This window comes from Flavobacterium sp. (assembly GCF_021151785.1).
GTDB lineage: Bacteria > Bacteroidota > Bacteroidia > Flavobacteriales > Flavobacteriaceae > Flavobacterium.
On record NZ_JAGKWP010000085.1, the window covers coordinates 1 to 9778 of the forward strand.

General features: G+C 32.5%; 6 protein-coding genes and 1 tRNA gene. 4 read left to right on the forward strand and 3 right to left on the reverse strand.

Annotated elements, in window-relative coordinates:
* The first annotated feature begins 71 nt into the window (after window positions 1–71).
* A complete protein-coding gene (locus tag QZ824_RS08985; RefSeq protein ID WP_291275686.1) occupies window positions 72–896 on the forward strand; it encodes a universal stress protein in 825 nt (274 codons plus the stop codon).
* Between the two features lie 91 nt (window positions 897–987).
* Here the strand turns inward: QZ824_RS08985 and QZ824_RS08990 are convergent.
* A tRNA-Gln gene (locus QZ824_RS08990) sits at window positions 988–1058 on the reverse strand.
* A 151-nt stretch (window positions 1059–1209) separates the two neighbouring features.
* Here QZ824_RS08990 and QZ824_RS08995 point away from each other — a divergent pair.
* Window positions 1210–4437 carry a DUF2723 domain-containing protein gene (locus QZ824_RS08995; protein ID WP_291275687.1) on the forward strand — a complete coding sequence of 1076 codons (3228 nt, stop codon included), beginning with the start codon at window positions 1210–1212 and terminating at the stop codon, window positions 4435–4437.
* Window positions 4430–5110, forward strand: coding sequence for a polysaccharide deacetylase family protein (locus QZ824_RS09000; protein WP_291275688.1), 681 nt, complete (start codon window positions 4430–4432; stop codon window positions 5108–5110). The genes QZ824_RS08995 and QZ824_RS09000 overlap by 8 nt, the downstream gene beginning before the upstream one ends.
* Here QZ824_RS09000 and QZ824_RS09005 read toward each other — a convergent pair.
* A complete protein-coding gene (locus tag QZ824_RS09005; RefSeq protein ID WP_291275689.1) occupies window positions 5107–5403 on the reverse strand; it encodes a thioredoxin family protein in 297 nt (98 codons plus the stop codon). The two genes, QZ824_RS09000 and QZ824_RS09005, sit on opposite strands and share 4 nt — an antisense overlap.
* Before the next feature lie 75 nt (window positions 5404–5478).
* Window positions 5479–6705 carry a metallophosphoesterase gene (locus QZ824_RS09010; protein ID WP_291275690.1) on the reverse strand — a complete coding sequence of 409 codons (1227 nt, stop codon included), beginning with the start codon at window positions 6703–6705 and terminating at the stop codon, window positions 5479–5481.
* Window positions 6706–6823: 118 nt separating this feature from the next.
* Between QZ824_RS09010 and polA the strand changes: the two genes are divergently transcribed.
* Window positions 6824–9670: a DNA polymerase I gene (gene polA / locus QZ824_RS09015; protein WP_291275691.1), complete on the forward strand. Its 2847-nt coding sequence runs from the start codon at window positions 6824–6826 to the stop codon at window positions 9668–9670.
* The last annotated feature ends 108 nt before the right edge of the window (window positions 9671–9778 follow it).

Genomic DNA, 9778 nt, shown 5'->3' on the forward strand with positions numbered 1-9778 from the left:
TTTTTGGAATCAGTTTGAAATAATTTTTGTACTTTTATGCTATTAATAATACAAACCAAAATTAATTAAATATGAAAACCATTTTAGTTCCTACAGATTTTTCTAAACATGCCGAATATGCTCTTAAAGTTGCCGCTCAGGTCGCTAAGAAAAACAATGGAAAAGTAATTTTATTACACATGTTAGAACTACAACAAACAGGAAATGACGCCATCACAACCGCGCATGACATTCCTGAATTAATGTTCTTTAAAAATGCCGCAGTAAATAAATTAGATGAATTAGTTGACTCTCCATATTTAGAAGGAATTGAAGTAGCTAGCATAGTACAGTTCCACATGGCTTTTAATGGAATTATTGAAAACGCCGAAAAACATAATGCAGATTTAATCATCATGGGATCTCATGGCGCAAGCGGTTTTCAAGAAATGTTTATAGGTTCAAATGCAGAAAAAGTAGTAAGAAATTCATCCATACCTGTTTTAATCATCAAAAAGGACGAAGAAGACTTCAAGGTAAACAATTTGGTTTTCGCCTCTGACTTTTCTGACGAAATAAAAGCTCCATTTGCAAAAGTCATTGAATTTGCAAAAAGTTTTGATTCTCATATCAAATTGGTAAACATCACAACACCTAACAATTTCACCCCATCTAGAGTGGCTGAGAAAAGAATGAAAGAATTCATCTCTGGATTCGATTTTTCAAACTACTCAACACATATTTACAATGACATCAATGTAGAGAAAGGAATTTTACACTTTGCAAAAGATTCAAACTCTGATGTAATTGGGATGTGTACTCATGGCAGAAAAGGTCTTGCACACTTCTTTAACGGAAGTATTTCTGAAGACTTAGTTAATCACTCAAAAAGACCAGTGGTTACTTTTAAAATCTAACATCAAAACTTGGCAATTGCCAAGTTTTTTTTAACCTTAAAACCTCAAAACTTAATAAAACAAAAAAGCCTGAGAAATCTCAGGCTTTTTGTTGGTCTACTAGGACTCGAACCTAGAACGACTGAACCAAAATCAGCTGTGTTACCATTACACCATAGACCAGTAAAGAGAGCAATGCTTGTCCATTGCGGGTGCAAATGTAATACAAATATTTTTTTCTCCAAATATTTTTTTAGAAATATTTAAAAAAAAATTATTGGTTATGTCTAGTATAAATAGTTTCTTTGTAGGGTAAAATACAATTATTCAATTTATGATTTCATTCAACTACAGTAAATGGAATACCCTTATGGGCTGGATCGCTTTTGCTATCGCATTGATAACCTACACCTTAACCGTAGAACCCACTATGAGTTTTTGGGATTGTGGAGAATACATTGCCACTGCAGCAAAACTAGAAGTTGGTCACCCACCTGGCGCACCATTATTTCAAATGATAGGTGCTTTTTTTGCCATGTTTGCTTCTAATAAAGAAAATATCGCTTTGATGGTTAATATGATGTCTGTCTTTTCTAGTGCTTTTACTATTTTGTTTATGTATTGGTCTATGACAAAAATCATAAAAAAAATAGCCCAACATGTAACAGAATGGAACGACAATCAAGCTAAAATAACTTTAGGAAGTGCAATGATAGCTGCGCTTAGTTATACTTTTACAGATAGTTTTTGGTATAATGCTGTTGAAGCTGAAGTATACGCTATGGGCTCGTTATTTATTGCTGTTTTGGTTTGGCTTGGATTAAAATGGGAGGAAGAACTAGATACACCTAGAGGGAACAAATGGCTGGTTTTAATCTCTTTAGTAATTGGGCTTTGCTTTGGTGTACACTTTTTATCTATTTTAGCTATTCCTTCTATTGGATTATTGTATTTCTTCAAAAAATACAAGACAGTTACGGTAAAAAACTTCATAATCGCTAACATCGTTATTGTTGCAATTTTATTATTTATCTTTAAATTTCTACTTCCATACACCTTAGCTTTTTTCGCAAAGACTGAAATTTTTATGGTAAATTCTCTTGGATTACCTTTTAATTCGGGAACCATTTTTGCTTTCTTATTGATTATTGCTTTATTTTACTTTGGTTTAAATTACACAAAGAAAAAAGAACTAGTTCAATACAACACATTATTATTATGTGTCTTATTTGTACTTATAGGTTTTTCAACCTGGATAATGCTACCTATTCGTGCTAATTCTAACATCAATATAAACGAGAACAAACCTAGCGATGCTGCAGAGGTTTTAGCCTATTACAATAGAGAACAATATGGCGAACAAAAATTATTTTACGGCTCTCAATTTTCTGTTATGTATTCTGGCCTTGATGAAGAAACTCCTTATGTTGACGACAAACCAAATTACGAAAGAGATACAAAAACAGGAAAATATATCATTACTAATAATTATAAAAATGCAAAACAAAACTATGATTCAAAACATAGTGCATTTTTACCTCGTCTGTGGAGTGAAGAACATGCTAAAAACTACATGACTTTTACAAAACCTTTAGAATTTAGAGTTAATCCAGACGCTTTTGTTGATGAAGAAACCGGAGAAATGAATGAAGAGCAAATGGGGCAAATGACCGAAATTGCGTCTGACTTTAGAAAACAATTCTCAGCTGGAAAAATTGATTTAGACGGATATGATGATTTTTTAAAAACTTATGGTGATTATTTAATTATTGAAAAACCTTCCTTCTCTGATAATATCAAATTCATGTTCGAATACCAATTTGGCTATATGTATTTCCGCTATTTAATGTGGAATTTCGTAGGAAGACAAAATGACCTTCAAGGAAACTATGAAAGTCTTGAAGGTAACTGGTTGAGTGGTATTTCTTTTATTGACAATATGCTGTTAGACAATCAAAGTGAATTAACAGACGACATGAAAAACAACAAAGCGAGAAACACTTACTACTTCTTACCTTTTATTTTAGGTTTAATAGGCATGTATTTCCACGCTAAATACGAATGGAAATCATTTTATGTATTGTTAGCTTTATTCCTATTCACAGGTTTAGCGCTAAAAATCTATTTGAATGAAAGACCTTTTGAGCCTAGAGAAAGAGATTACGCTTTAGTGGGCTCCTTCTACATATTTGCCATGTGGATAGGCGTAGGTGCATATGCCATTTACCAGCAGGTGGCCAAATATACTTCGCCAAAAATAGCATTTCCAGCAGTAATAGGTGCTTGCCTGCTAGCCTCGCCTGTTCTATTGGCTAGTCAAAACTGGGATGATCATGACAGAAGTGGTAAATATACAGCTGTTGCCATGGCTAAAGCTTATTTAGATTCTTGCGATAAGAATGCCATTTTGTTTACTATTGGTGACAACGACACATTCCCGCTGTGGTACCTACAAGAAATCGAAGGGTATAGAACAGATGTTCGTATCGTAAACACAAGTTTATTAGCAACTGATTGGTATATTGACGAAATGAAAATGAAATCAAATGCTTCTGAACCTCTACCTATTTCTTTTACCCACAATGATTATGTAGGTGACAAAAGGAATTATTCCTTATTCATTGAAAAAACCAAAGACACTTTAAATCTTGGATTAATACTTGATTTCTTAAAAGATGAACGATCAAAACAAGAAATGAAAAATGGTCAATTTGTACATTACTACCCAAGCGACAACGTGAAAGTCAAAATTGACAAACAAACAATTATCAAAAATAAAGTGGTTAATCCTAAATATTACGATTCTATTGTACCAGAAATCAATTTAAGATTAAAAGGTGGTGCATTGTACAAAAACCGCTTGATCATGCTTGATATTTTCAATGAAAACAATTGGAAAAGACCTATCTACTTCTCACCAGGAAGTTATGGAGCAGATGATTATATTTGGATGAAAGAATACCTTCAATTGGATGGAATGGTTTACAAATTAGTACCCATTAAAACCCCTATTAATGAGGAAAATCCATATGATTTAGGTTATATCGATACCGAAAAGATGTATAAAAATGTTATGAAATGGACATGGGGGAACTCTGGTAGTTCAAAAATTTATCATGATCCAGAAACACGCAAAAATGCGCTTTCGTATCGCGGAAATTTATCACGATTAATGAAAGCTTTGATTGAAGAGAAAAAATTTGATAAAGCACAAAAAATAATTGATATAGCAATGAAAAATATGCCTATTAATTATTTTGAATACTTCACTACTGTTGAACCTTTTGCAGATGGCTATTACAAAATGAATAAAAATAATGAAGCCAGATCTATCTTGAGTCAACTTATCATCAAAAGACAACAAAAACTTAAATTCTTTAAATCGCAGAGCGAAAAACAAAAATTGTTTTATAAAATGGAAATTTTTAGAGAAATTGAGTTATACAGATCTTTATTATACATTGCCAAAGACAATAATGATATTGAATTTTATAATCAAGAGCGAACAAAATTCAATAATTACAATGAAATGATGGGCGCATATAAAAGAGAAAATGAATAGAACCAACCAAAAGCCATTTAGATTAACTGAATGGCTTTTTTTCAACTTTATGATTAAGGCCCCGAAATTTATACCATTCCTTTTTAAATCTCAAATTTGGCAATTTCCAAATCCAGACAGACACATCTATCTAACTTTTGATGATGGCCCTATTCCTGAAGTTACAGATAGCATTTTATCCATACTTGAAGAAAAACAAGTAGAGGCAACTTTTTTTTGTATTGGAGATAATATAAAAAAATACCCTGATCTTTTTAAGAAAATAATAGCCAAAAAACACGCCATTGGTAACCATACTTTCAATCATTTAAAAGGGTGGAATACTTCAAACGAAACCTACATCCAAAACGTCTTATTGTGCCAAGCAGAAATTGAGAAACATCATTTTTCAGTTGCGCTTTTTCGTCCACCTTATGGTAAAATAAAGCCGAAACAAAGCAAATTATTGAGAGAAAAAGGATTTAAAATAATCATGTGGGACGTATTAAGTAGAGATTACAACCCAAATACTGACTCTACGACATGCTATAACAATACTATAAGACATACAGAATCAGGAAGTATAATTGTTTTCCATGACAGTCTTAAGGCAAAAAATAATGTACTAGAAAGTCTTCCTAAGATAATAGATGCATTAAAAGAGAAAGGATATATATTTAAGAAAATTGATTAAGCTTGCTCTTGAATTAACGTAATCAACGTATTAGCATCAAACTCACCGCTTTGTCTCCAAACCATTTGACCATTTTTATAAATCATAAAAGTAGGCAAGCCTTTAATCCTGAGAGCCTCAGCTAACTCTTTATTCTTATCTACATCGATTTTAATTACTCTAGCCTTATCTCCCAATGCTGCAGCTACGTGCCGAATAGTTTCATTCATTGCAATAGATTGCTCGTGCCATTCTGTAAAAAAGTCTAACAGAACAGGCACTTGTGCATCGATAAGTTCTCCAAATTTTGACATAAATTGAAGTATTTAATAAACAAATGTATATAAATTTTTATACAATAGTACTACAAAGGTATTATTTTTAATAAATTAAGATAATTTTTTAGATTTTTTTAACTCTATAACTGTGATTTCAGGCATGATTCCTACTCTACCAGGATATGCATGAAAACCAAATCCGCGATTGACATAAATATATCTTCCCTTGTTTTCATACAATCCAGCCCATTGTTTGTAAATATACTGAACGGGACTCCATTTGATGATTCCTGGAATTTCAATACCAAACTGTAATCCGTGCGTATGACCAGACAAAGTTAAATGGTAATGATTGGGATGCTCTTTTACTTCATATTCCCAATGGCTAGGATCATGACTCATTAGGATTTTAAAATCGTTTCTATCCAACCCTTCTGATGCTTTTTTCAAATCTCCTGCTTGTTTAAATTTCATACCCCAATTTTCAACACCTACTAAAGCAATTTCACTCTGCCCCTTTTTAATTTTAACATGCTCATTAAGAAGAAGTTTAAAATCAATTTGCCTGTGTAAATCCTTGATATCTTCAAAGTTTTGGTGTTTGTCAGCTTCTGTTGGCCAAGTCACATACTCACCATAATCATGGTTACCAAGAACTGAAAACTTACCTAGAACTGGCGTATGGATCTTCTTAAAAGTTTCAATCCAAGGATGCATCTCCGTTGCGTGAGTATTCACAATATCCCCAGTAAACAAAACAATATCTGAATTTTGTTTATTAATTAAATCAATAGCATATTGTATCTTTTCAGGGTTATCAAAACTTCCACTATGTATATCTGAGATTTGTGTAATAGTAACTCCATCAAACTCTTCAGGCAAATCATCAAACGAAAGCACTTGTTTAATCACTTTAAAATTGTATTTTCCAATCATAATTCCATATAATAAAGAAGAAAAAGGAATAGCTGCTAAACCTAAAGCAACCTGACTTACAAACTTTCGTCTTTCTGGTAAAAATGACCCTTTGTGCTCATCAACAAAATAAGTTACCCCACCTTCAAAAACCCTAAAAATATCTTCTAAAATTAAAATTAAAGATGCAAAAAGCTTTGGAACATAAACTAATAAAAATAAACCTATAACAAATAAGGTGTATTTGTTTTGCCCTTTGCTTCTATCATAAGTGGAAAAAGAAAAAATTAAATAACAAAAGAGTATGGCAGAAACCAATAAATAAATAATTAAAACCCACTTGTTTTTTGAAATCGTTTTAACTATTTGAAATGAATATATTTCAATGATTAACAAAATTAAAATTGGTAACAAACCTCTCATTTTCTTTTTTTTATGCAAAGTAATACAACTTAATCTAATTAACACCCATCTATTAAATCAATTTTAACAATCGTTATTTAACCAAAGTATTGTATTTTTACTTTTTAAACGAAAAAATATGTCACAAAAACGCTTATTCTTACTCGACGCCTATGCCTTGATTTTTAGAGGGTACTATGCATTTATTAAAAACCCAAGAATCAACTCAAAAGGTATGGATACTTCAGCCATTATGGGCTTCATGAACTCTTTAATGGATGTAATAAGAAGAGAAAAGCCCGATCATTTGGCTGTTGCCTTTGATAAAGGAGGAAGTGATTATCGTTTAGAAATGTACACCGAATACAAAGCTAATCGAGATGAAACACCTGAAGCTATCAAGATTGCCGTTCCTTACATACAAGAACTACTTCGTGCTATGCACATCCCCATTATTGAAGAAGCAGGTTTTGAAGCAGATGATTTAATCGGAACCCTTGCTAAACAAGCTGAAAAACAAGGCTATCAAGTTTATATGGTAACCCCCGATAAAGATTTTGGGCAATTAGTCTCAGAAAATATTTTTATGTATCGTCCGGCTCGAATGGGAAATGACATTGAAATTTGGGGAGTAGAAGAAGTTAAAGCAAAATTTGAAGTAGAACATCCCCTGCAAGTCATAGACTTTTTAGGCATGATGGGTGACGCAGTAGACAACATCCCTGGATTACCTGGTGTAGGTGAAAAAACAGCTAAAAAACTATTAGCCGAATTTGGCTCAATGGAAAATTTATTAGCAAATACCGACAAACTTAAAGGTGCTTTAAAAGAAAAAATTGAAGCCAATAAGGAAAAAGGTATTTTATCTAAAAAATTAGCTACAATATTATTGGATTGCCCAGTTACCTTTGACGAAAAAGATTATGAATTATCTAAACCTGATGTAGAAAAAACAGATATTATTTTCCAAGAATTAGAATTCCGTCAAATGAAAACACAATTTGACAAATTATTTGGCTCAGGAAAAGAATATGACGAAATTGAAACTAATGGGACAGATTCTAACAACATAATTAAAAAAACTCCTGCTAAAAAAGGACCTGAAAATCAGATGGATTTATTTGGATTTTCAGATGACGATCAAGAAATTTCACAAGGCCATTCATTTTACGCTACACTTGAAACCACAGATCATTTTTACCAAATTGTACAAGGAGAAATGCCTACCCGAATTCTAATTCAAAATTTAATGAGTCAAACCTCTGTATGTTTTGATACAGAAACAACTGGTATTGATGCATTAAATGCAGAATTAGTCGGCATGTCTTTTGCTTGGGAAAAAGGCAAGGCATTTTACATTCCGTTTCCAGAAAATCAAGACGAAGCGCAACTTTTGGTCACAAAATTCAAACCGTTTTTTGAAAATGAAGCTATTGAAAAAATCGGACAAAACATGAAATACGATTTAAAAGTATTACGCAATTATGGGCTTGAAGTTAAAGGCCCATTGTTTGACACCATGATTGCGCACTATTTAATCAACCCAGACATGCGTCATAACATGGATGTGCTAGCGGAAACCTATTTAAAATACAGCCCAAAATCCATTGAAACATTAATTGGTAAAAAAGGAAAAGGGCAAAAATCAATGCGTGAGGTAGCTTTAGAAGACATTAAAGAATATGCCGCTGAAGATGCTGATATTACACTACAATTAAAAGAAAATTTTCAACCTATTTTAGAAAAAGTAGGCACAAAGAAACTATTTGATGAAATTGAAATACCTTTAGTTCAAGTTTTAGCCGATATGGAAGCTGAGGGCATTCGATTAGACGTAGATTTCTTAAAAGAGATGTCAAAAGAAATGGAGGTGGAAATAAAATCATTAGAGCAAAAAATATATGAAACTGCTGGTGAAACATTCAACTTAGCTTCACCAAAACAACTTGGGGATATTTTATTTGACAAATTAAAAATTGGAGGTGCCAAGCAGAAAAAAACCAAAACAGGCCAATATGCTACTGGTGAAGAAATTTTAAGCTATTTAGCCAATGACCATGAAATTGTTAGGGATATTTTAGATTGGCGTCAAATGGTAAAATTACAAAGTACTTATATTGATGCTTTACCTAACCAAGTTGATGAAAAAACACAACGTGTGCATACCGATTACATGCAAACTGTAGCTGCAACAGGTCGATTAAGTTCTAACAATCCTAATTTACAAAACATTCCTATTAGAACAGAACGAGGAAGACAAATTAGAAAAGCTTTTATTGCAAAAGACGAAAACTACACGCTTGTTTCTGCCGATTATTCTCAAATAGAATTACGAATTATCGCCGCATTATCAGGTGAGGAGAACATGATTAAAGCATTTCAAAATCACGAAGACATTCACAAAAGTACGGCTGCAAAAGTGTTCAATGTGCCTTTAGACGAAGTGACAAAAGAACAAAGAAGTCACGCTAAAACCGTAAACTTTGGGATTATTTATGGCGTTTCAGCTTTTGGATTGAGTAATCAAACCAATTTATCACGAAAAGAAAGTGCTGATTTAATTGAAGCTTATTATCAAACGTATCCAAAATTGAAATCTTTTATGACTTCGCAAGTAGATTTTGCTAGAGAACACGGTTATGTAGAAACGATTTCAGGAAGAAGACGTTATTTGAAAGACATCAACTCAGCCAACGCGATTGTTCGTGGTGGTGCGGAACGAAACGCAGTGAATGCACCAATTCAAGGTTCGGCAGCTGATATCATTAAAATTGCAATGATCAATATTCATAAAAGGTTAAAAGCAGAACATTGGCAATCAAAAATGCTATTGCAAGTACATGACGAATTAGTATTTGACGTGCACAACTCTGAATTAGAAAAAATCCAACCAATGATTAAACATGAAATGGAAAACGCCTTCAAAATGTCAGTCCCTTTAGATGTAGAAATTGGATTGGGTAAAAATTGGTTAGAAGCGCATTAATTAGTTAAGTAATTTTAAGATAATAGTAATTGATAATCGCAATATGAGAATAACAAATATTCAAAAAAAAGAACTCTCTGAAATATTTAAGAAAAATAACTTAAACAT

Excerpts from the sequence above, each read along its gene's own strand:
- QZ824_RS08985 (WP_291275686.1), top strand. The coding sequence starts at position 72 with ATGAAAACCATTTTAGTTCCTACAGATTTTTCTAAACATGCCGAATAT.
- QZ824_RS08995 (WP_291275687.1), top strand. The coding sequence starts at position 1,210 with ATGATTTCATTCAACTACAGTAAATGGAATACCCTTATGGGCTGGATC.
- QZ824_RS09000 (WP_291275688.1), top strand. The coding sequence starts at position 4,430 with ATGAATAGAACCAACCAAAAGCCATTTAGATTAACTGAATGGCTTTTT.
- QZ824_RS09005 (WP_291275689.1), bottom strand. The coding sequence starts at position 5,403 with ATGTCAAAATTTGGAGAACTTATCGATGCACAAGTGCCTGTTCTGTTA.
- polA (WP_291275691.1), top strand. The coding sequence starts at position 6,824 with ATGTCACAAAAACGCTTATTCTTACTCGACGCCTATGCCTTGATTTTT.
- QZ824_RS09010 (WP_291275690.1), bottom strand. The coding sequence starts at position 6,705 with ATGAGAGGTTTGTTACCAATTTTAATTTTGTTAATCATTGAAATATAT.